We start from the raw sequence: 19,268 nt of genomic DNA on the forward strand, positions 1-19,268 counted from the left end.
ACCTCCCTCATTGTTGCTTGAGGCAACCATAAGAACTGTTGGTTGCTGCAGGCAAACGAAATGAGGCCCTACGGTCTAAAACCTTGGCAAAGGCAAGTATTGGCGAACGTAAACTCGCAGGTGGGACGGTTTTCGGCCGGGCCGGGGGCGGGGGTCATGCCTCTGGGGGCGCAGCCCTTCAGGGGTGCGGGGAACTGCGCGCCCGGACACGACGCACCCGCAGCCGAAGACGACCGCAGCCACCGGAAGCCACACCGGGCGTACCCGGTCCCAGGGGCACCGCCCCGGGCCCGGGTACGCCCAACCAGAAGTCGGCACCCGAAACTTGGGACCGCAGAACGTACCCGATAGGGTCACGCGCATGGCAAACACCCAGGGCCCCGAGGGCAACTACGACCCCGCGGGTAGCACCCAGATGTTCCGAGCGTTCGTCGACGACCCACAGAGTCGTCAGCAGCAGCAGGCGGCCTCCGCCCGGGGTCCCCGGGTCGGCCTGATCGTCGGTGTGATCGCGGTGGTCGTGGTCGTCGCCGTGGTCGCCTGGCTCGCACTCGCGTAAAGAGTGGGGCGCCACAGGGCGCCCCACTCCTACGGGGCGGGACCGACCCGGCGCACACGTGCCGGACGCCCGCCTGACGTACGCCCCGATCACGGGCGGACCGACGACGGCGCCGCGCGCCCCGAAGCGCGCAGCCGTGCCCGGACGCGGTACAACGACGTCCCGTCCGCCACGCCGTCCTCCGGCCGGTGCCGCGAGCCGAGGGCGCTCCGGACACGGCGAGGCCGCCGTGGCACCCCGGGGTACCTCGACGGCCACGTGCCGAGAGCCGGCCCACCCGGCGACGTACCGGGTCGGCATGTCTGCCGGCCGGACCGGCCCCACCGGATGGTGGGGCTGCCGATACGGCTTGGCCGATGCGAGCCGGCCGTTACGGACCAGCCGGGGCAGGTCCACCGGCCGGTCGCCGACCCCACGGTCACCCACCGGCCACCCGCCAGCCGATCAGTCGGAGATGAGCCCTTCCCGGAGCTGGGAGAGGGTCCGCGTGAGCAGTCGGGAGACGTGCATCTGTGAGATGCCGACCTCCTCGCCGATCTGCGACTGCGTCATGTTGGCGAAGAAGCGGAGCATGATGATCCGCCGCTCGCGGGGCGGCAGCTTGGCGAGCAGGGGCTTCAGGGACTCGCGGTACTCGACCCCCTCCAACGCCGTGTCCTCGTAACCGAGGCGGTCCGCCAGGGAACCCTCGCCGCCGTCGTCCTCGGGGGCCGGCGAGTCGAGGGACGAGGCCGTGTAGGCGTTGCCCACGGCCAGGCCGTCGACCACGTCCTCCTGCGACACACCGAGCACGGCGGCCAGCTCGGCGACGGTCGGCGAGCGGTCCAGCTTCTGGGAGAGCTCGTCGCTGGCCTTGGTCAGCGCCAGCCGCAGTTCCTGGAGCCGGCGCGGCACCCGCACCGACCACGAGGTGTCCCGGAAGAACCGCTTGATCTCACCCACGACCGTCGGCATCGCGAACGTCGGGAACTCCACGCCCCGTTCGCAGTCGAAGCGGTCGATCGCCTTGATCAGACCGATCGTGCCGACCTGGACGATGTCCTCCATCGGTTCGTTGCGCGACCGGAAGCGGGCGGCCGCATAACGCACCAGCGGGAGGTTGAGTTCGATGAGGGTGTCCCGTACATAGGCACGCTCGGGGCTGTTCTCGTCCAGCGCGGCGAGCCGCAGGAACAGGGAGCGGGACAGGGTGCGGGTGTCGATCGCTTCCGACGTCGGGGGGAAGGCCGGGGCTTCCTCGGCCGGGACGGCCGGTACCTCGGCAACGACACTGTGAAGCACGTCGGGTGCGGATTCGCTCTTTTCGAGCGTGAGCACCTTCGAGCTGCCCTGGTCTGCGGACATGCCACCCCCTTTGGGTCGCGGACGGTCGCGGCGGACGCTCCCGTGGAAGGAACGCAGCCTCCACCTGAATACCGGAGGCGGGGCCGCGGCAAACGCTTCACCGGAAGAATGTCACATGTCGGCAACACGCTGTAGTGACATGTCGACACCGGTGAGGCGAATAGGCCCTGGAAAAAGGGGGTCTGACGGTTTTTCACCGCAGAAATGTCGTGAAATGCCCTTGGAGGCGATTCGCTCCCAGGGGTTACGCCTCGATCCTGTTTGCGGATCGCAGCCGGGCGAAACTGCGGGCGAGCAACCTTGACACGTGCATCTGCGAGACGCCCAGTTCCGCACTGATCTGGGACTGCGTCAGGTTGCTGTAGTAGCGCAGCAGGAGAATGCGCTGCTCCCGTTCCGGGAGCTGCACGAGGAGGTGCCGTACGAGGTCGCGGTGCTCCACGCCGTCCAGGGCCGGGTCCTCGAAGCCGAGCCGGTCGAGGAGGCCGGGCAGTCCGTCGCCCTCCTGGGCGGCCTCCAGGGAGGTCGCGTGGTACGAGCGGCCGGCCTCGATGCAGGCCAGCACCTCGTCCTCGCCGATGCGCAGCCGCTCGGCGACCTCGGCGGTCGTGGGGGTGCGCCCGAAGGCCGTCGTGAGATCCTCGGTGGCGCTGTTCACCTGCACCCACAGCTCGTGCAGCCGGCGCGGTACGTGGACCGTGCGGACGTTGTCGCGGAAGTACCGCTTGATCTCGCCGACCACGGTGGGCATCGCGAAGGTCGGGAACTGCACGCCCCGGTCGGGGTCGAAGCGGTCGATGGCGTTGATCAGGCCGATCGTGCCGACCTGGACGACGTCCTCCATGGGCTCGTTGCGGGAGCGGAAGCGGGCGGCGGCGTACCGCACCAGCGGGAGGTTCGCCTCGATCAGCGCGGCCCGCACGCGGCCGTGCTCGGGGGTGCCGGGCTGCAGGTTCTTGAGCTCGCCGAAGAGGACCTGGGTCAGGGCCCTGGTGTCCGCCCCGCGGCGGCGCTGCGGACCGGGTTCCCGGGAGTCGCCGGGTTCGTCGATCCGTTCGACCGCCTGCGGCTTCTGCTGGGGAGGTGCTTGAGGCGCGGTACTGGCCGGCACGGTCCACTCCACCTCTGGGTCCGTCAACCCGTGAAAACACAAGTCCGAACGATGCTCGCCAGACACATGCGTCAACTCATCGGTCAAAAGCGGTCATAGCATCACAAGACATGTGCACTGTGTGCAAGCACCCTGTTACTCCGTGTTGAAAACCGGACGGCCCCGAAAGACTTCCCGGACCGCCCCGGACCGCCCCGGACAGAGAAGGACCCCCGCCGCCAGGGCGAGGGTCTGGGCATGGACCGATCCGCGATCCGCAGTGCTGGTGCTCAGTACTCGTAGTCGGCGATCACCCAGGTGGCGAACTCGCGCCACAGGGCGACGCCCGCCTGGTGGGCGGGGTGTTCGAGGTACCGCTTGAGCGCGTCCGTGTCCTCGACCGCCGAGTTGATCGCGAAGTCGTACGCGATGGGCCGGTCGGTGATGTTCCAGGCGCACTCCCAGAACCGCAGTTCGGGGATCTGCCCGCCGAGCGCGCGGAAGGCGGCGACGCCCTCGGCGACGCGGGGCTCCTCCCGGTCGACGCCTTCATCGAGCTTGAAGAGGACGAGGTGGCGGATCACGGGCACTCCCGGAGTGGAGGGGGACCGGCGGACGGAAGGAGCGCGGCGGTCGCGGCCCTCCGGCTCGCTAGTCCTTGGCGCCGTCGGCGACCCACGTCATGAAGTCACCGACGGACTGGGCGGCGTTCGAGATGCCCTCGAACCCTATCTGGACGTAGTCCGCCGCCTTCTCGGGGTCGGTGATGATCACGTACAGCGCGAAGACCACGAGTACGTAGACGGCGATCCTCTTCGCGTTCACCGCCACCGCGGCCTCCCCTGTCCCTGCCTGTGCCGGCGGCGCCCCCTGCGCCCGCCGTGCACGCTGTGCCTGCTGAGGCCCCTGTTGTCGGCGGTGAGTGTAACCCGGGCAACAGATATGACGATCTTTCCATCACACCTCAGGCCTCGGACTTCAGGCCCCAGGGCAGGGCAACGCGAAGGGCCCGGTCCATCGGACCGGGCCCTTCGTCTATCTGCGGTAGCGGAGGGATTTGAACCCTCGGTGACTTGCGCCACACTCGCTTTCGAGGCGAGCTCCTTCGGCCGCTCGGACACGCTACCGAGAGAGATCCTAGCCCACGATGGGCCGTGCTCGGAAATCCGTATCCGAGGGCCGGTCCGGAGCCGATTCTGAGCCGGCCCGGAGCAGGTTCGGGGGTGGTCAGCGGTCGCGGAAGAAGGCCGTGAGCAGCTGGGCGCACTCCTCGTCGAGCACGCCCGCGATCACCTCCGGCCGGTGGTTGAGGCGGCGGTCGCGCACGACGTCCCACAGGGAGCCGGCCGCGCCCGCCTTCTCGTCGCGGGCGCCGTAGACGACCCGGTCCACGCGGGACTGGACGAGCGCCCCGGCGCACATCGTGCAGGGTTCGAGGGTGACGACGAGCGTGCAGCCGGTCAGCCGCCACTCGCCGGTGCGGGCGGCGGCCCGGCGCAGCGCCAGCACCTCGGCGTGGGCGGTCGGGTCGCCGGCCGCCTCACGCTCGTTGTGCCCGGTTGCGAGCACCGTCGTACCGTCCGGGGACAGGACGACGGCGCCCACCGGCACGTCCCCGCCGCGGCCCGCCAGGGCGGCCTCGTCGAGGGCGTGCCGCATCGCGGACCGCCACCGGTCGCGTACAGGGTCGTGTTCCTCCTGGGTGTACGGGGCCGTCAGCGGACGGCCTCCAGGACCTCTGCCGCCCCGAGGACCTCGGCGATCTCACCGAGGGCGTCGGTGCTGTCCAGGGCCAGCAACTCCTTCTCGCTCACACCGAGGTCGGTGAGGACCTCGCGGTCTCCGATGGGTCCGGACGGCACGACCTGTCCCTTGGAGGTGGCGCCGACGCCGTCCTCTTCCTCGTCGTCGGCCTCGTCCTCGGGTTCACCGTCCTCCGTGCCGTCGAGGTCGAGGGAGTCCAGGTCGGCGACGCCGTCGTCACCGGGATCCCTTCCGAGCAGTTCGTCCGTGAGCAGGATCTCGCCGTACGAACTGCGGGCAGCGGCCGCGGCGTCCGAGACGTAGATGCGAGGGTCCTCCTCGCCGTCCACGCGGACGACTCCGAACCACGCGTCCTCCTGCTCGATGTAGACGAGGACCGTGTCGTCGTCGACCGAGGCCTCACGGGCCAGGTCGCCGAGATCCGACAGGGTCTCCACGTCGTCGAGCTCTGTGTCGCTCGCTTCCCACCCGTCTTCGGTGCGCGCGAGCAGTGCGGCGAAGTACACCGTGACTCTCCCACTGGTCATAGGCGTGCCGGTTGGGGGTCCCCCCGGCGGAGGTTGTGGACGGGGGATGAGTGCTCCGAGCCCCGCCCACTCGGAATCGTGGCAGAAACAGAGCGTTCAGGAGAGGTCTTCGGCTCGCTGTGTCCCGGTCGCGTCCCCGCGCCGGGGTGCGTGGCGTGTGCGTCGCACCGCCGCATGGCCCCACCTGAGCGCCCGGCGCCCACCGACAGCCGGATCGTACGCCGCCGGAACTTCCGCTCCGTACGCGGCCGTCCGGGTGGGCCCGGCGGGTCGCGCGACCCGCCGGGCCCACCCGGACGGAACGGCGGCCGGTGCACGCGCAGGCGCACGGCGGGTCCTCACCAGCGGAATGTGCGCATGCGCATCGCATGCCGCATGCGGGCCGTCTTCGCGCGGCGCGGCTGCACCCGGTCGCGCAGCTCGCGGGCCTCCTTCAGCTCCCGCAGGAACTGAGCCCGGCGCCGGCGGCGCTGAGCGTCGCTCTCCAGGTCCGCCCGGTTGCTCTGCTCCGGGTCCAGCATCGGCAACACCCCCAGTCAGGTCCCTCCCACTTTCCCTCCGACGGGCGGTTTGATGCCAACGGAGGTTTGCGCGGTGGCGGCGGTGAAGATTGCGGAACACTCCGGAACCGGCTGGTGACGGACGTACGGGCGTACGGGCGTACGGACGGCCGGCGCGGGCCCGGATACCCTGGTGGGCATGCGTCTCCACGTCGTCGACCACCCCCTGGTCGCCCATAAGCTCACCACGCTGCGCGACCGCCGCACCGACTCCGCGACCTTCCGCCGGCTCGCCGACGAACTGGTCACCCTGCTGGCCTACGAGGCCACGCGGGACGTGCGCACCGAACAGGTCGACATCGAGACCCCGGTGTCCGCCACCACGGGCGTCAAGCTGTCCTACCCGCGGCCCCTCGTCGTACCGATCCTGCGGGCCGGCCTCGGCATGCTCGACGGCATGGTGCGCCTCCTGCCGACCGCCGAGGTGGGCTTCCTCGGCATGATCCGCGACGAGGAGACGCTCCAGGCGTCCACGTATGCGACCCGTATGCCCGAGGACCTCTCCGGGCGCCAGGTGTACGTCCTGGACCCGATGCTGGCCACCGGCGGCACCCTCGTCGCGGCGATCCAGGAGCTGATCAAGCGCGGCGCCGACGACGTGACGGCCGTGGTGCTCCTGGCCGCTCCCGAGGGCGTCGAGGTGATGGAGCGCGACCTCGCGGGCGCCCCCGTCACGGTCGTGACCGCCTCGGTCGACGAGCGCCTGAACGAGAACGGCTACATCGTCCCGGGCCTCGGCGACGCGGGCGACCGCATGTACGGCGCGGCCGAGTAGCCGCACGGCTGAGTGGCCGGGCGGCCCGGGGGCCGGAGCCCTTACGGCCCGGTGCCCCTACGGAGCCGTCAGCAGTCCTTCTTCGCCGAGGGCGCCGGCACGGGCTTGGCCAGGGTGGTCAGGGCCTTGTCGGCGTCCTTCTCCGCCGTCAGGGCCTTGAAGGCCTTGCCGAGGATCAGGTCGACCTCCGCCGGCTTCGTCCGGGCGTCGGTCTTCGTCTCGGCGCCGACGAGCTGGGTCCCGAGGACGGGCAGCGCGGCGTCCGCGGCGGTCTTCGCACCGAGCACCACGCCCGGCCCGTCGACCTTCTTGTCGTACGCCTTGGTGGCGTTGCCCACCTCGCCGATCTTGAAGCCGCGCTTCTTCAGCGCGTCCGCGACGTCCTTGGCGAGACCCGAGCGGGTCGTGGCGTTGAGGACGTTCACGGTGATCTGGCCGGGCTTCGGCACGGCCTTGACCGGCTTCGCGGTGGGCGAGGGGGACGGCTTGCACCCCAGTGCCGGGCCGACCGCCGAGGCCTTGTCGCCACCGCCGGTGAAGACGTCGATGAGCTGCAGGGTGCCCCAGCCGGCCAGTCCGAGTGCGGCGACGGAGGCGGCAGCCGCGAGCACGATCCGGCGGCGACCCCGGTTCCTGCGCATCCGTGGGTACTTGTCCCCCGTGATCCGGTACTGGCCGCCCATGCCAGGGGGAGTGAGCATGCTCATGAGCGAAGCGTAGTGCGCCCGGGCCGCAATGCCTACTAGATGATCATTGGTCGGCGGTCGGACCAACCCGAAAGGGCCAACCCGGGGATCAGTCCAGTTCGAGGACGCGGGCGTGCAGCACCTGGCGCTGCTGGAGCGCGGCGCGGACGGCGCGGTGCAGGCCGTCCTCCAGGTACAGGTCGCCCTGCCACTTCACGACGTGCGCGAAGAGGTCGCCGTAGAACGTGGAGTCCTCGGCGAGCAGCGTTTCCAGATCGAGCTGGCCCTTGGTCGTCACCAGCTGATCGAGGCGGACCGGGCGCGGCGCGACGTCCGCCCACTGCCGGGTGCTTTCCCGGCCGTGGTCGGGGTACGGCCGGCCGTTTCCGATGCGCTTGAAGATCACACGGAAAGCCTACCGGCCGAGAGCTTCCGGGCGCAGCCATGGCGCCGGAGTGCGGCGCTGGAAATGACGTCGTAAATATGCGCAAACCGGTAATTCTCCTGGATCACCCTTTCATGATCGATTCGGAAACTGGACGGGAGCAGGCCCTGGACTGGCGCGGGGCGGGCGCGGGGTGCGTACGAGGTGCGCGCACCGGGTGTGCGGCGCGTGTGTGGGGTGTGTGTGGAGCGCGTGCCGGGGCGGGTGCGGGCCGGCGCGGGACGAACCGGCAGCGGCGGCATGGAACGGCTGATGGGGGCGCCGTCGGTGGAGGTCCCCGGGACCGGAGGCCCTGCTCCCAGAGGTGCTCCCAGAGGTGATCCCAGGGGGTAGAGGGTGGCGGCGAGGTGCGGTCGCGGCCCTCGGCGGTTCGGGCCACGGCCTTCCGGTACGCGTCGCGGGTGGCGCGCTCGGCCCGGTTCGCTCGAAAGGGTCAGCGTCTTCTTCGTCACACAGGCCCCCGAGGGCGCGTCTTATCTGCGGGGCCTTCGCAGCGGCGGAGGCGGATCGGCCCGCCCCCGCCGGACGGCTCAGCCGCGTTCGGGCTTCCCGGACGGGGGCTGCTGCCCCGATTCCGGCTTCGGCGTGCCCCGACCGGGGTCGGCGGGGAGCGGCTTCGGGGCGTTGCGGACGGACTCGGCGCGCACCAGGGCGCGCAGGATCGCGTACGGGTCCTTCGGCATGGAGGGGTTCCTCTCGTGCTGCTGTTGCTGAGGGGGTGTGGAAGAGCTGTCCGGTCGGACCGGGCTCCTCAGCAGCGGAGGACCATGCAGCGCCGGGCGCGCGGGGCGGGGGCGGCCGGCCGCCGTCTCGTCGGTGGCGTCGGTGGTCCTGCCCGACGGGCGAGTCGTCACCGGCTACGCCATCGAGCCGACCAAGTCCGAACCGGTCGTAAGCAAGCCGGCCGTCTCGCGCACCGCGGTGAACATCGCCCTCGGAGGGATCGGGTTCGGCGCCGTGTGCGGCGGGCTCGTGCTCCTGACGACGTTCATCGCCGCACTCACCGCGCTCATCACCCAACTCATCACTCTCGCCGCGGTCATCTTCGGCGGATGGATCGCCGTCCAGATCCTCGGCACGAGCGGCCATGGCGGCGGCACCACGGTCAACATCCGCAAAGCCGTGATCAAGCGGAACAAGTTCTACAGCTAGCTACGCCAAGGGCGGCCCCCTCGTCTCGCCAAAGTCGCGGGGCCGCCCTTGCCAACCAGCATCCATCGAAGGAACTGGAGACCTCCAGCATGACGCAACCCATCCCCCTCACGCGAGCAATCGGCAGTCCACCGGCGAGCGACCGTGTGACGCACGTCGTGATGTGGTCTGGCGGCATCACCAGTTGGGCCACCGCCCGCCACGTCGTCGCGCAGCACGGCGCGGCCAGCACGATCCTGCTGTTCGCGGACACCCTGATCGAGGACGAGGACCTGTACACGTTCAACGACCAGGCCAGCGCGCATCTCGGCGTACCGATTACCCGCGTCGCCGACGGCCGCACGCCGTGGCAGGTCTTCGAAGACAAGCGCTGGCTCGGCAACACCCAGCTCGCGCACTGCGCGCTTGAGCTGAAGCTGAAGATGTGCCGTGACTGGCTGGCCGCCAACCCGGCGCTCACCTTCGACACCACGGTGCTGCACATCGGCTTGGACTGGTCCGAGCCCGACCGTATCCCTGGCAACCGGGCCAGCTGGCAGCCCTGGCACGCGGAATACCCGCTCACCGAGCCGCCATACCGCGACAAAGACCAGCTGCGCGCCGAAGCCCGCGCCGCCGGATTGATCGACCCCCGCCTGTACCGGCTCGGCTTCGCCCACAACAACTGCGGCGGCATGTGCGTCAAGGGCGGCCAGGCGCAGTGGGTGCGACTGTTGAAGGTCTTCCCCGAACGCTACGCCCGCGCCGAAGCCGCCGAAGCAAAGATGCGCCGCCTGCTCGGCAAGGACGTCTCCATCCTGCGCGACCGCCGCGGCGGCACGACGAGGCCGCTCACGCTGGCCGCACTCCGGCGGCGCGTCGAACAGGAACCGGAACAGCTCGACCTGTTCGACGAAGGCGGATGCGGCTGCTTCACCACCACGGCCGCCGCCGCGCCGCGGGAGGTCGCGGCATGAACAACCACCTGTTGCACGCAGCCCTGACGGCCGCTGAACGCGGCTGGCACGTCTTCCCGCTCCGGCCCGGCACAAAGCGGCCCGCCCTGCACGGGGCCGATCGGTGCCGCGTCACCGGCGACTGCGCCCGCGGCCACATGAAGTGGCAGGAACGGGCGACCGTCGACCCGCACCGCATCACGCAGTGCTGGGAGACCAGCCCTGCCAACATCGGCTTGGCAATCGGTCCGTCCGGCTTGGTCGTCGTCGACCTGGACGTACCCAAGAACCAGAACAACAGCAGTGCGGACACGCCTGACGGCGCGGCGACCTTTGCGGCGCTCTGCGAGCGCACCGGCCACGCCGTCCCCACCACTTACCGGGTCCGGACCGCAAGCGGTGGACAACACCTGTACTTCACCGCCCCGGCCAACGTCCGGTTGGGCAACACCGCGGGCACCCTCGCACCCCTGGTCGACACCCGGGCATGGGGCGGGTACGTCGTGGCCGCCGGCAGCATCACCCCCACCGGCTCGTACGAGACCGTGGACGACACCGCCCCGGCCCCACTACCGGGGTGGCTGCTGGAGTTGCTGCAACCCGCCCCTACACGCCCCGCGGTGCCGTTGCGGCTGCCCGCGGTCGACGGCAGCCGCGCGGCCCTGGCCGCGCTGGAAGCCGAGTGCGCGATGGTCACCGCGGCGCCGGACGCTCAGCGCAACATCACGCTGAATCGGTGCGCGTTCAAGGTGGGGCGGTTTGTCGCGTGGGGCGACCTCCCTCGGCACGTGGCAGAGAACGCCTTCCAAGCGGCGGGGGAGGCCCGGGGGCTCACCGCTGCGGAGTGCCGGAGCACCATCCGAAGCGCCCTGGACAGCTCCCTGCGCAAGGTCCGGCCTCGGGAGACGGCATGAACACCCCTCCCCGCTCCTCCTTGGAAGGCCAGCCGGTGGCGAGCGGCCCGCACCTCGCCCAACCGGCCGCACCGGGGCCGGTCGTGGGCGAGCCAAAAGGCGCCGCCCGTCAGGGCGTCATTTCAGCACTTCCCCGCACACAGCCCTTCCCCACCGATGCCGCACCCCGCAGCACCACGGACCCGGTGCCGGAGCGGCCCGGCATCCGCATCTACGCTCCGCCCCTCTACCGCCGCCCCAACGACGGGGCCCGCTGGTCGAAACGCCCCGGAGATACCCCCAGCGCCGCCTACGCCTGCCCCTGCGGGCAGACCGGCACCGCCACGGGACTTCGCAGCGTGGCCGCCCTGATCACCGAGTACGACGACCACAAGAACACCTGCACCGGACAGTTCACCGAAGGGAGGGCCGCCGCATGACCGCCCCCGACACCATCGACGGTGCCGTACTGCTCGACGAGGTGGAAGCCTTCCACCGGCGCTTCAACGTCTTCCCCACCGAAGCCGCCTACGTCGCCGTCACCCTGTGGGACGCCCACGCCCACCTGCTCGACGCCTTCGACTCCACCCCGAGGCTCGCGTTCCTCTCACCCGAGCCTGGGTCGGGGAAGTCCCGGGCACTGGAAGTAGTGGAAGCCCTCGTGCCGCGGTCCATGGCCGCCGTAGACGCCTCCGCGTCCGCGCTGTTCCGCTCCGTCTCCGGCATCGACGGCGGCCGGCCCACGATCCTCTTCGACGAAATCGACACGATCTTCGGGCCGAAAGCCGGGGAGAACGAACAGCTCCGCGGCTTCATCAACGCCGGCCACACCCGCGGACGCGTGATGTACCGGTGCGTGGGAGACGGCTCCAACCAGCAGGTACAGGGCTTCCCTTCCTACTGCGCCGTCGCCGTCGCAGGCCTCGGCTCCCTGCCCGACACGATCATGACGCGGTCCGTCATCGTCCGCATGCGGCGGCGAGCCCGCAACGAGAAGGTCGAGCAGTGGCGCACCCGCATCCACGTGCGGGAGGGCAACGCCCTGCGCGACCGGCTCGCCAAGTGGGCCGAAACGATCCAGGACCAGGTCACCGACGCCTTCCCCGAGATGCCCGAGGGGGTGGCCGACCGGCCCGCGGACGTGTGGGAACCCCTGCTCGCCATCGCGGACGCCGTCGGCGGGCCCTGGCCGCAGCGGGCCCGGGAAGCCTGCCTGACCATGGTCAAAGCCTCCCGTGTCAACGACAAGGGCAGCATCGGCGTCCGGCTCCTGACCGACCTGCGCGACCACGTCCTGACCGGCATCGACCGCCTGCCTACCGTCGCCATCCTCGACCGGCTCAACGCCCTCGATGACGCGCCGTGGGCCGACTTCAACGGCAAGCCGCTCGACTCCCGCCGGCTCTCCAAAATGCTCAGCGAGTACGTCACCGCCGACGGCGACCCGATCGGCTCCCGCAACATCAAAACCGGCGGGGGCGGAGTCCTCAAGGGCTACTACGCCACCGATCTACACGACGCGTGGCAGCGCTACTGCCCCCCGCCCCCGGAAAGTCCGCTACCTCCGCTACCGGGCACCGAAAACACCACCTGACCAGCAACAACGAGGTAGCGGCAACCGGGGTCGGTTGCCGCTACCGCAACGCTACCCATCCGCTACCGCTACCCCTTCCCGCTACCTCCAACAGGCCCCTGACCTGCGAGGTAGCGGCGGTAGCGGAAGTAGCGGACTTCGCAGAAGGGGGCCGACGGGCCCCCGCTCCTCCCCTCGCGACGAAGGAGCAACACCCGAATGGAAACGGCCCGTCCCGCCGACGCATTCGACCCCACCCTCGTGCTGCTGACCGTTGAAGAGGCCGCCCGCCGCCTTCGAGTCGGCCGCACCTTCTGCTACCAGCTCATCCGCTCCGGAGAGCTGGAGTCCATCCCCATCGGCCGACTCCGGCGCGTCCCCGCGGATGCGCCCGCCGCGTACGTCGCCCGTCAACGCGCGGCCCAACGAGCCGCTTGACCGCACCCCGGGCTGCGGACTGTCCCAGACAGGACAGTCCGCCGCTCGAATCTCAGTACCTAAAAACAGGAGTCTGGCTGTGGCAGAAGAGAAGAAGCGCACCCGCCGCGCCAACGGCGAATCCGCCATCTACTACGGGAAAGACGAGCGCTGGCACGCTCGCGTACCGATGGGCTACAAGGACGACGGGACGCCCTACCGCCGGCACCTGACGCGCCCGACACGCAAGGAACTGGTGGACGAGGTCCGCAAGCTGGAGAAGCAACGCGACGAGGGTTCGGCGCAGCAGCCCGGCAAGCCGTGGACGGTCGACAAGTGGCTGTGGCACTGGGTCGAGAACATCGCCAAACCGACCGTCAGCGAGAACACCTACGACGGCTACGAGGTGGCCGTGCGCGTGCACCTCGTGCCCGGTGTCGGCAAGCACCGTATCGACCGCTTGGAGCCTGAGCACCTGGAAAGCCTCTACCGCCGGATGCAGAAGAGCGGGAGCAAGGCTGGCACGGCTCACCAGGCCCACCGCACCATCCGGACCGCCCTCGGTGAAGCAGCACGGCGCGGCCATGTGGCGAAGAACGCCGCCGCACTGGCCAAGCCGCCGCGGATGGAAGAAGCCGAGGACGAGGTGGAGCCCTACTCGCTGGACGAGGTGCAGAGTCTGCTGATCGAGGTGAACAAGCGCCGGAACAGCGCCCGCTGGATGCTCGCGCTCGCGCTAGGTCTGCGACAGGGCGAGACGCTCGGACTGCGCTGGTCTGACGTCGACCTGGACAACGAGTACCTCAAACTGCGTCGGAACCGTCTGCGCCCCCGCTACGAGCACGGGTGCCCGGAAGCCTCGCCGTGCGGCCGGAAAGCGGGGTACTGCCCGAGCCGGAAGCAGGTCCGGCGTGAGACCAAGAACACCAAGTCTCGTGCCGGCCGCCGGGCGGTGCCCCTGCCGGGTCCGCTGGTCGCCATGCTCCGCGCGCATGCCGAGGTACAGGCGCGCGAGCGCAAGACCGCGGGCAACCTGTGGACCGAGTCGGACTACGTGTTCACCAGGGCGCTGGGCGGCCCGCTGAGCCCGAACACGGACTATCACGATTGGAAGCGGCTCCTGGCGGACGCACAGGTGCGGGACGGCCGGCTGCACGACGCTCGGCACACCGCGGCCACCGTGCTCATGCTGCTCGGGGTCCCGGCCCGCGTCATCGACCAGATCATGGGGTGGGAGCCGGGCACCTCCGCACGGATGCGGGCGCGCTACCTCCACGTGCCGGACGCCATGCTCAAGGACGTCGCCCGGAAGATCGCCGATGCCATCTGGGGACCCGCGGCACCCGCTGTGGACAAAAACCAGGACAACGAGAGCTGAGAACCGTCGAAGGGCCCCACCGCGAACGGTGGGGCCCTTCGACATCGTGCCCGGTGAGGCACTGGCGGAGGATACGAGATTCGAACTCGTGAGGGGTTGCCCCCAACACGCTTTCCAAGCGTGCGCCCTAGGCCACTAGGCGAATCCTCCGCGGCAAACAATACAAGACGTTGAGCCGTGCTCGCGAACTCGTTCCCCCCGCCCGGATCGGGTACTGTGAGCGCAGCCCCTCACGTGGCGCTATCTGACTGAACTCCCCCAGGGCCGGAAGGCAGCAAGGGTAGGTTGGCTCTGGCGGGTGCGTGAGGGGCGTTTGCGTTCCCACAGCCGGGGAGGGCCCCGGGCGGGGATCGGCAGTGGGGTCCGGCGGAGTCCGGCGGGACGTGTTCCGTGGCGGTCCTCGATGTCAGTGGGCGCCTATAACCTCGTATGCGTGTCGTCTCTCGCGCTGTACCGCCGTTATCGCCCGGAGTCGTTCGCCGAGGTCATCGGGCAGGAGCATGTCACCGACCCGTTGATGCAGGCGCTGCGGAACAACCGGGTCAATCACGCGTACCTGTTCAGCGGGCCGCGCGGCTGCGGGAAGACGACCAGCGCGCGCATCCTCGCCCGCTGCCTGAACTGCGAGCAGGGGCCCACGCCCACCCCGTGCGGCGAGTGCCAGTCCTGCCGCGACCTCGCGCGGAACGGGCCGGGGTCCATCGACGTCATCGAGATCGACGCCGCCTCCCACGGTGGTGTGGACGACGCCCGTGACCTGCGCGAGAAGGCGTTCTTCGGGCCCGCGAGCAGCCGTTACAAGATCTACATCATCGACGAGGCCCACATGGTCACGTCGGCCGGCTTCAACGCGCTGCTGAAGGTCGTCGAGGAGCCGCCGGAGCACCTCAAGTTCATCTTCGCCACCACCGAGCCCGAGAAGGTCATCGGGACGATCCGGTCGCGTACGCACCACTATCCGTTCCGGCTCGTTCCGCCCGGGACCCTGCGGGAGTACCTCGGCGAGGTCTGCGGGCGCGAGGGCATGGCCGTCGAGGACGGGGTGCTCCCGCTCGTCGTGCGGGCCGGCGCCGGATCCGTGCGTGACTCGATGTCCGTCATGGACCAGCTCCTCGCGGGCGCCCGCGAGGACGGTGTGACGTACGCCATGGCCACCTCGCTCCTCGGGTACACGGACGGCTCGCTGCTCGACTCCGTGGTCGAGGCCTTCGCCGCCGGCGACGGCGCCGCCGCCTTCGAGGTCGTCGACCGGGTCATCGAGGGCGGCAACGACCCCCGCCGCTTCGTCGCCGACCTGCTGGAACGGCTCCGGGACCTGGTGATCCTCGCCGCCGTGCCGGACGCAGGGGAGAAGGGGCTCATCGACGCCCCCGTCGACGTGGTGGAGCGCATGACGGCCCAGGCGAGTGTGTTCGGCGCCGCCGAGCTGAGCCGCGCCGCCGACCTCGTCAACGACGGGCTGACGGAGATGCGGGGGGCCACCTCGCCCCGTCTCCAGCTGGAGCTGATCTGCGCGCGCGTGCTGCTGCCGGCCGCGTACGGGGACGAGCGGTCCGTCATGGCCCGCCTCGACCGGATCGAGCGCGGCGTGAACTTCACCGCGGCCGGTGCTCCCGGCGCTCCCGGGATGGCCATGGGGTACGTGCCCGGGCCCGACGCCCATACCGGGGGGCAGGAGGGCGGGGTCGCCGGCGGGCCCGGCCCCGCCGTGCCGGCGGGGCTCCGGAGCCGCCCCCCATCTCCCCGGAGGACGACATCCCGGAGGACGACGACCCCGACCTCGACGAGTCGGCACTGTCGGGCCACGAGCTGATCGTGCGGGAACTGGGAGCGACGGTGGTCGAGGAAATCCCGAACGAGTAGCCGACGGGGGGCCACCCCGAGCGACCGCCGCGCGGGGCTGCCCCGCAAGGGGCCACTGCAGGGGGCCGCCCCGCACGGAGTTGCTGCGAACAGCCGCCGCACAACCGCCCCGCGCGGAGCCGTCCTGAGCGACCGCCGCGCAGCACCGTCCCATCGAGCGTCACCGCGGCCCCGCCGTACAAGCCCGCTCCACCGGGCGGCCCCGCAGGGCGTCCCCGCACAGCCGCCCACAGGGCCGCCCCGCCGAGTGGCCCGCGGCAGCCGCGGCGTCGCCCGCCGCCCCGTGGCGGGGAAGCCCGGCCGGGTGCCCCGCTAGGCTGACCCCCGTGAAGGTCCTAGTAATCGGCGGCGGTGCCCGCGAACACGCCCTGTGCCGTTCCCTCTCCCTCGATCCCGACGTCACCGCGCTGCACTGCGCCCCAGGCAACGCGGGCATCGCCGAGGTGGCCCAGTTGCACCAGGTCGACGCCCTCGACGGCGGGGCCGTGGCCGCGCTGGCCCGGGACCTGGAGGCCGATCTGGTGGTCGTCGGCCCGGAGGCGCCCCTGGTGGCCGGGGTCGCCGACGCCGTGCGCGAGGCGGGCATCCCGGTGTTCGGCCCCTCGCGCGAGGCCGCGCAGCTGGAGGGGTCCAAGGCCTTCGCCAAGGACGTCATGGCCGGCGCGGGCGTGCCCACCGCCCGCTCGTACGTCTGCACCACCCCCGCCGAGGTCGACGAGGCGCTCGACGCCTTCGGCGCCCCGTACGTCGTGAAGGACGACGGTCTCGCGGCCGGCAAGGGCGTCGTCGTGACCGACGACCTGCAGGCCGCCGCCGCCCACGCCAACGCCTGCGACCGCGTGGTCATCGAGGAGTTCCTCGACGGCCCCGAGGTCTCCCTCTTCGCGATCACCGACGGCGTCACCGTCGTCCCGCTGCAGCCGGCCCAGGACTTCAAGCGCGCCCTCGACGGCGACCAGGGCCCCAACACCGGTGGCATGGGCGCGTACTCGCCCCTCCCGTGGGCCGATCCGAAGCTGGTCGACGAGGTCCTGCAGAGCGTGCTGCAGCCGACCGTCGACGAGCTGCGCCGCCGCGGCACCCCGTTCTCCGGGCTGCTCTACGCCGGTCTCGCGATCACCTCGCGCGGCGTGCGGGTCATCGAGTTCAACGCCCGGTTCGGCGACCCCGAGACCCAGGTCGTCCTCGCCCGCCTGAAGACCCCGCTCGCCGGTGTCCTCCTCGCGGCCGCGAACGGCACCCTCGCCGACCTCGAACCGCTGCGCTGGAGCGACGACGCGGCCGTCACCGTGGTCATCGCCTCGCACAACTACCCCGGCACCCCCCGCACCGGCGACCCCGTCGAAGGGCTCGACGAGGTGGCGGACCGGGACGCCCCGCACACGTACGTCCTGCACGCGGGCACGAAGCGGGACGGCGACGCGATCGTCAGCGCGGGCGGCCGGGTGCTCTCGGTCACCGCGAGCGGCCCGGACCTCACCGAGGCCCGCGCCCGCGCCTACGCTGCGGTCGGGCGGATCCGCCTCGACGGATCCCAGCACCGCACGGACATCGCGGCGAAGGTGGCGGAGGCCGCCGCCAGCTGACCGGACAACTGGAGTAACCCTGGGTTACGGGTGATCACCTGCACCGTCACCCCGCATACGGCACCTTCGGGCCCCGGATCCTGCACAGGATCCGGGGCCCGTTCGTCAGCCACCTTTAGCCAAAGCCATTCCATCGAGTGACCGTTCCCCCATCCGGCTGACTGGGGCGGGGGCCCCAACTATGGTGCGGCGCAAGCGTTCCGGCACTTGGCCCACCGGCATTGCGATGTCCGTCGTGGGTGCCACAGTGGGGGAGTGAGCAACGCCATGGACGTCCGCCGGCGGTGGCTGGGTAGGCACACGCCGGGCGGGCAGTAGGGGGTGACACCGGTCGTGTCCGGTATGGGAGTGGAGTTGGGCGCGCAGGCCGCGCGCTCACGGGCTCTCGCCGTGCTGCGCATCCGCAGCAGGGCGTCGGCCGTCGCCCTGCTGCCCGCGGCCGTCGCCGTCGTCCTGCTCGTCGGCGGGGCGACCGGGCGCGTCGACGGCCCCGGCTGGGGCGTGGCGCGCGCGGTCGTGACGGGGCTCGCCGTGGTCGTGCTGCTGTGCGCGGCGGGGGTGCGCACAGCAGCACGACCACGGCGAGCCCCGTCACGACCGCGCGCGGCCCGCCGTGAGCCCCACGGTCGCGGTCGCCGAGGAGTCGGCGCCGGACCTCTACCGCATGGTGCGGGACCTGGCCGACCGCCTGGAGGTGCCCGCCCCCTCCGCGATAGCGCTCACCCCCGACTGCGACAGCTGGCTGGAGGACCGCACCCATCCCGCCCACGGACCGCCCCGCGCGCGCTCCGGGGACGAGATGGAGGGCGGCCGGGGCCTGCCGCCGGCCCACCGCCGCACGCCCGCCGCGCCCGTCCTGGTCATCGGCTCCCCCTTCATGTGGTGGATGCGGGTCGGCGAGCTGCGCGCCGTGCTGGCACCGGTCGTCGCCGGTACGGGCCCCTCGGCGCATCCCGACATAGCCGCGGCCCGGCGCTTCGTACGCGGCCTGGACGCGGCCGTGGCCGTGACCTCGGCGCCCGGGCGCAACCCGCTGGCCCGGCTGGTGCTCGGCGGGGCCGGCTGGATCACCCGGCTCCTGCTGCGCGGCTGCCGCGGACACGCGGCCGAGATGGAGCGGGGGGTGGCCGCCGCGGCGGCGGAGCGCGCCCAGGCCGTCGACTACGGCCTGCGGATCGTCGCGCAGGAGCAGGTGGGCCTGGCGTACGCCGGCTGGGACCGGCTGCTGACCAGGGTCGCGCTGCCCGCCTGGCGCATGGGGCGCTGGCCCTCCCGGCTGGATGCCGGGGTCGTCGCGGCCCTCACCGAGCTCTCCCGGCGCGACCGGCTGGCCGAGGGCTTCGCCTCCCGGCTCGGCGAACGCCCCGCCTGCGACCTGCTGGAGGAGCCGGGCGCGATCGACGAGGCGACGTCGCTGCTGGCCGCCCGCCTCTTCCACGGCGGACCCGCCGGGTCCGGCCCCGACTGGGCGCCGGTCGACTGGGACGAGTACCCGGAGGAGGTGGTCGACCGCAAGTGGCGTACGGACGCGGCGCGGCTGCACCGGGTCCTGGACACGCTGGGTGTGTCCCGTACGGCGCAGCCGGGCGCCCCGGACCCGGCGGGCCCGACCCTGTCCCGGGTCCTGGACCACCTGACCACGGCCCCGCACCCGCAGCCTTCACCGGACCCGCAGGCGCGGGCGAACTCCCAGCCGTCACCGGACCCGCTGGCCGGAGACC

The 19,268-nt window shown here is 71.3% G+C and carries 19 protein-coding genes, 2 tRNA genes, 1 other RNA gene and 3 pseudogenes; 13 read left to right on the forward strand and 12 right to left on the reverse strand.

Features of this window, described 5'->3' with window-relative positions; translation table 11 throughout:
- Nucleotides 1–361: 361 nt before the first annotated feature.
- Nucleotides 362–559 (forward strand): hypothetical protein, encoded by a 198-nt coding sequence (locus FGF04_RS19445; RefSeq protein ID WP_149512588.1) that lies wholly within the window; start codon nucleotides 362–364, stop codon nucleotides 557–559.
- Nucleotides 560–1,003: 444 nt separating this feature from the next.
- On the opposite strand, the gene FGF04_RS19450 is transcribed toward FGF04_RS19445, so the two are convergent.
- The 8 genes from FGF04_RS19450 to FGF04_RS19485 form a co-directional block, all read right to left on the reverse strand.
- Nucleotides 1,004–1,903 carry an RNA polymerase sigma factor SigF gene (locus FGF04_RS19450; protein WP_149512589.1) on the reverse strand — a complete coding sequence of 300 codons (900 nt, stop codon included), beginning with the start codon at nucleotides 1,901–1,903 and terminating at the stop codon, nucleotides 1,004–1,006.
- A 244-nt stretch (nucleotides 1,904–2,147) separates the two neighbouring features.
- Nucleotides 2,148–3,014 carry an RNA polymerase sigma factor SigF gene (locus FGF04_RS19455; RefSeq protein WP_149512590.1) on the reverse strand — a complete coding sequence of 289 codons (867 nt, stop codon included), beginning with the start codon at nucleotides 3,012–3,014 and terminating at the stop codon, nucleotides 2,148–2,150.
- 269 nt (nucleotides 3,015–3,283) lie between these two features.
- Entirely contained in the window at nucleotides 3,284–3,577 is a 294-nt protein-coding gene (locus tag FGF04_RS19460; protein WP_149512591.1) for a Dabb family protein, read from the reverse strand.
- A 67-nt stretch (nucleotides 3,578–3,644) separates the two neighbouring features.
- Nucleotides 3,645–3,824 (reverse strand): hypothetical protein, encoded by a 180-nt coding sequence (locus FGF04_RS19465; RefSeq protein WP_149512592.1) that lies wholly within the window; start codon nucleotides 3,822–3,824, stop codon nucleotides 3,645–3,647.
- A gap of 211 nt (nucleotides 3,825–4,035) precedes the next feature.
- Nucleotides 4,036–4,120, reverse strand: a tRNA-Ser gene (locus FGF04_RS19470).
- Nucleotides 4,121–4,220: 100 nt separating this feature from the next.
- Nucleotides 4,221–4,652, reverse strand: coding sequence for a tRNA adenosine(34) deaminase TadA (gene tadA / locus FGF04_RS19475; protein WP_149512593.1), 432 nt, complete (start codon nucleotides 4,650–4,652; stop codon nucleotides 4,221–4,223).
- 56 nt (nucleotides 4,653–4,708) lie between these two features.
- Nucleotides 4,709–5,263, reverse strand: a complete 555-nt coding sequence (locus FGF04_RS19480; protein WP_149512671.1) for a tRNA adenosine deaminase-associated protein — start codon at nucleotides 5,261–5,263, stop codon at nucleotides 4,709–4,711.
- 359 nt (nucleotides 5,264–5,622) lie between these two features.
- A complete protein-coding gene (locus FGF04_RS19485) occupies nucleotides 5,623–5,805 on the reverse strand; it encodes a hypothetical protein (protein ID WP_149512594.1) in 183 nt (60 codons plus the stop codon).
- A gap of 178 nt (nucleotides 5,806–5,983) precedes the next feature.
- Between FGF04_RS19485 and upp the strand changes: the two genes are divergently transcribed.
- Nucleotides 5,984–6,619: a uracil phosphoribosyltransferase gene (gene upp, locus FGF04_RS19490; RefSeq protein ID WP_149512595.1), complete on the forward strand. Its 636-nt coding sequence runs from the start codon at nucleotides 5,984–5,986 to the stop codon at nucleotides 6,617–6,619.
- Nucleotides 6,620–6,687: 68 nt separating this feature from the next.
- Here upp and FGF04_RS19495 read toward each other — a convergent pair whose 3' ends face one another.
- The 3 genes from FGF04_RS19495 to FGF04_RS40115 form a co-directional block, all read right to left on the reverse strand.
- Entirely contained in the window at nucleotides 6,688–7,326 is a 639-nt protein-coding gene (locus tag FGF04_RS19495; RefSeq protein WP_149512596.1) for a LytR C-terminal domain-containing protein, read from the reverse strand.
- Nucleotides 7,327–7,414: 88 nt separating this feature from the next.
- Entirely contained in the window at nucleotides 7,415–7,711 is a 297-nt protein-coding gene (locus FGF04_RS19500; protein WP_003999914.1) for a type II toxin-antitoxin system VapB family antitoxin, read from the reverse strand.
- A gap of 569 nt (nucleotides 7,712–8,280) precedes the next feature.
- Nucleotides 8,281–8,433, reverse strand: coding sequence for a hypothetical protein (locus tag FGF04_RS40115; RefSeq protein WP_188114152.1), 153 nt, complete (start codon nucleotides 8,431–8,433; stop codon nucleotides 8,281–8,283).
- Between the two features lie 115 nt (nucleotides 8,434–8,548).
- On the opposite strand from FGF04_RS40115, the pseudogene FGF04_RS19505 reads away from it, so the two are divergent.
- From FGF04_RS19505 to FGF04_RS19535, 7 genes and pseudogenes are all read left to right on the forward strand, one after another.
- Nucleotides 8,549–8,902: pseudogene (locus tag FGF04_RS19505) on the forward strand (hypothetical protein); the annotation flags it as partial.
- 89 nt (nucleotides 8,903–8,991) lie between these two features.
- Nucleotides 8,992–9,858 (forward strand): hypothetical protein, encoded by an 867-nt coding sequence (locus FGF04_RS19510; RefSeq protein WP_188114143.1) that lies wholly within the window; start codon nucleotides 8,992–8,994, stop codon nucleotides 9,856–9,858.
- Nucleotides 9,855–10,751 carry a bifunctional DNA primase/polymerase gene (locus FGF04_RS19515; RefSeq protein WP_149512597.1) on the forward strand — a complete coding sequence of 299 codons (897 nt, stop codon included), beginning with the start codon at nucleotides 9,855–9,857 and terminating at the stop codon, nucleotides 10,749–10,751. The genes FGF04_RS19510 and FGF04_RS19515 overlap by 4 nt, the downstream gene beginning before the upstream one ends.
- A complete protein-coding gene (locus FGF04_RS19520) occupies nucleotides 10,748–11,170 on the forward strand; it encodes a hypothetical protein (protein WP_235882402.1) in 423 nt (140 codons plus the stop codon). Before FGF04_RS19515 ends, FGF04_RS19520 begins: the two co-directional genes overlap by 4 nt.
- Nucleotides 11,167–12,324 (forward strand): DUF3631 domain-containing protein, encoded by a 1,158-nt coding sequence (locus FGF04_RS19525; protein WP_149512598.1) that lies wholly within the window; start codon nucleotides 11,167–11,169, stop codon nucleotides 12,322–12,324. The genes FGF04_RS19520 and FGF04_RS19525 overlap by 4 nt, the downstream gene beginning before the upstream one ends.
- Before the next feature lie 198 nt (nucleotides 12,325–12,522).
- Nucleotides 12,523–12,741, forward strand: a complete 219-nt coding sequence (locus tag FGF04_RS19530) for an excisionase family DNA-binding protein (RefSeq protein WP_149512599.1) — start codon at nucleotides 12,523–12,525, stop codon at nucleotides 12,739–12,741.
- A 79-nt stretch (nucleotides 12,742–12,820) separates the two neighbouring features.
- On the forward strand, nucleotides 12,821–14,098 hold the full coding sequence (locus tag FGF04_RS19535) for a tyrosine-type recombinase/integrase (RefSeq protein WP_149512600.1): 1,278 nt from the start codon (nucleotides 12,821–12,823) through the stop codon (nucleotides 14,096–14,098).
- A gap of 62 nt (nucleotides 14,099–14,160) precedes the next feature.
- Here the strand turns inward: FGF04_RS19535 and FGF04_RS19540 are convergent.
- A tRNA-Ser gene (locus FGF04_RS19540) sits at nucleotides 14,161–14,248 on the reverse strand.
- Between the two features lie 71 nt (nucleotides 14,249–14,319).
- On the opposite strand from FGF04_RS19540, the gene ffs reads away from it, so the two are divergent.
- The 4 genes and pseudogenes from ffs to FGF04_RS19565 form a co-directional block, all read left to right on the forward strand.
- Nucleotides 14,320–14,418: signal recognition particle sRNA small type (gene ffs, locus FGF04_RS19545), an RNA gene on the forward strand.
- 113 nt (nucleotides 14,419–14,531) lie between these two features.
- Nucleotides 14,532–15,785 (forward strand): annotated as a pseudogene (locus FGF04_RS19550) (DNA polymerase III subunit gamma and tau); the annotation flags it as partial.
- A 502-nt stretch (nucleotides 15,786–16,287) separates the two neighbouring features.
- A complete protein-coding gene (purD, locus tag FGF04_RS19560) occupies nucleotides 16,288–17,547 on the forward strand; it encodes a phosphoribosylamine--glycine ligase (protein WP_149512601.1) in 1,260 nt (419 codons plus the stop codon).
- Nucleotides 17,548–17,889: 342 nt separating this feature from the next.
- Nucleotides 17,890–19,268, forward strand: a pseudogene (locus tag FGF04_RS19565) (hypothetical protein); the annotation flags it as partial.

Origin of the sequence: Streptomyces apricus (assembly GCF_008369065.1) — a bacterium.
In the GTDB taxonomy this organism is placed as follows: Bacteria; Actinomycetota; Actinomycetes; order Streptomycetales; family Streptomycetaceae; genus Streptomyces; species Streptomyces apricus.

Bases quoted from the DNA above. Each gene is read 5' to 3' on its own strand.
- FGF04_RS19445 (WP_149512588.1), top strand. From the start codon at position 362: ATGGCAAACACCCAGGGCCCCGAGGGCAACTACGACCCCGCGGGTAGC.
- FGF04_RS19450 (WP_149512589.1), bottom strand. From the start codon at position 1,903: ATGTCCGCAGACCAGGGCAGCTCGAAGGTGCTCACGCTCGAAAAGAGC.
- tadA (WP_149512593.1), bottom strand. From the start codon at position 4,652: ATGCGGCACGCCCTCGACGAGGCCGCCCTGGCGGGCCGCGGCGGGGAC.
- FGF04_RS19485 (WP_149512594.1), bottom strand. From the start codon at position 5,805: ATGCTGGACCCGGAGCAGAGCAACCGGGCGGACCTGGAGAGCGACGCT.
- upp (WP_149512595.1), top strand. From the start codon at position 5,984: ATGCGTCTCCACGTCGTCGACCACCCCCTGGTCGCCCATAAGCTCACC.
- FGF04_RS19495 (WP_149512596.1), bottom strand. From the start codon at position 7,326: ATGAGCATGCTCACTCCCCCTGGCATGGGCGGCCAGTACCGGATCACG.
- FGF04_RS40115 (WP_188114152.1), bottom strand. From the start codon at position 8,433: ATGCCGAAGGACCCGTACGCGATCCTGCGCGCCCTGGTGCGCGCCGAG.
- FGF04_RS19510 (WP_188114143.1), top strand. From the start codon at position 8,992: ATGACGCAACCCATCCCCCTCACGCGAGCAATCGGCAGTCCACCGGCG.
- FGF04_RS19515 (WP_149512597.1), top strand. From the start codon at position 9,855: ATGAACAACCACCTGTTGCACGCAGCCCTGACGGCCGCTGAACGCGGC.
- FGF04_RS19520 (WP_235882402.1), top strand. From the start codon at position 10,748: ATGAACACCCCTCCCCGCTCCTCCTTGGAAGGCCAGCCGGTGGCGAGC.
- FGF04_RS19525 (WP_149512598.1), top strand. From the start codon at position 11,167: ATGACCGCCCCCGACACCATCGACGGTGCCGTACTGCTCGACGAGGTG.
- FGF04_RS19530 (WP_149512599.1), top strand. From the start codon at position 12,523: ATGGAAACGGCCCGTCCCGCCGACGCATTCGACCCCACCCTCGTGCTG.